Origin of the sequence: Thiolapillus sp. (assembly GCF_048562965.1) — a bacterium.
GTDB lineage: Bacteria > Pseudomonadota > Gammaproteobacteria > Chromatiales > Chromatiaceae > Thiolapillus > Thiolapillus brandeum_A.
The window spans coordinates 224-1,371 of sequence record NZ_JBHNMF010000783.1 but is presented as its reverse complement, the minus strand read 5'-3'; the positions used below and the strand labels follow the sequence as shown (position 1 = coordinate 1,371).

General features: G+C 50.2%; 1 protein-coding gene and 1 pseudogene. Both read left to right on the top strand.

Annotation, left to right across the window (positions count from 1 at the left end):
• Positions 1-233 (top strand): annotated as a pseudogene (locus tag ACOCD2_RS20055) (hypothetical protein); the annotation flags it as partial.
• Positions 226-660, top strand: coding sequence for a colicin E5-related ribonuclease (locus tag ACOCD2_RS20050; RefSeq protein ID WP_293650138.1), 435 nt, complete (start codon positions 226-228; stop codon positions 658-660). The pseudogene ACOCD2_RS20055 and the gene ACOCD2_RS20050, both read left to right, overlap by 8 nt.
• Positions 661-1,148 lie beyond the last annotated feature (488 nt).

Here is a 1,148-nt window from a genome sequence, read left to right as displayed (position 1 = left end):
AGACTATCCTGAACCGGGTGCAGAAATTCAAGTCATTTGTCTACAAGTCGGTGCGCTGGGTTGGTAACGAAGCGGCACCCGAGCTGGAAGTCGAGGTTGCCGAGCGGGCGAATGGCAAGCCAGTCTGCTCGGGCTGCGGCCACCATCGCCCAGGCTATGATCGACTGGCGAAGCGCCGATTCGAGTTTGTTCGCAAATGGAGCACTGAGCGGGGCGTTTGGGTATTTGTTTAACCAATTGAAAGGTGAATGGTGCCTTTCTGCTTCTTGTCATGGTACGAGCTATGGCGAGCTGGAGTTTATGCCGGAAGAAGAACAGGTTGATCTTGCTAACACAGTATTGCTCGAAGCCGTAACTACTGTTGGTACAGGTGGAACAATACAAGTTATTCGGGGAGTAAAAGCCCTAAAGGCTGCAAAGTGGATACTGGGCAAAGGTAAGTCTGCCACCAAGTGGGCAAACCAAATGAAAAAGCGTGGATGGACCAACCAACAGATTACAGAGGCGTTGCAGGGCGGCAAAAGGTTTCCAGCAGAAAACCTGGTAAACAAAGGCAACTCAGCAACGAGGTACGTCCACCCAAAAATGGGGAGGTCGGTCGTTATTGATGATGTTACGAAGGAGATCATTCATGTCGGGGGCGATGGCTTCAAATACTAGTACTATTTACGTGAACCTTCTTGACGAGGGAGTAGCGGTAGTGCGACCAACACAAGGTTTACAGCTGGGCGTCGATAAGTACGAAGTCTTGCCTCCTACCGACTACGACCCTGATGACGAACTTTGGGAGTTTCCGCCTGGGAGTGTTGTTCGGTGTATTCGAGAAGAACGAGATGGTGAGATAATACTGGTTGCGAGAGAATTAACGCGGTAAGGCGTACCGATGTAGGGCATCAATAAGCGAAGCGCATTGCGCCGAAAGAATAGAGTGGGGAATACGGGGTCAAGTCTTTGGTTAGATAAAACTCAAGCCAATTTTGAACAAAGGTTCCCAGGTCAGCAGTCAAATCGATGGCAATCAAATGGCCATCGTAACTACTCACCCCTATCAGCATAGAGCTGTCCCGAAAAGGCCATTTGAATGGCGACCAGCGGATTGTATCCCTGATTTGCCATGGTCTGCAGGTAACTGGAGATGCGGCAATAGG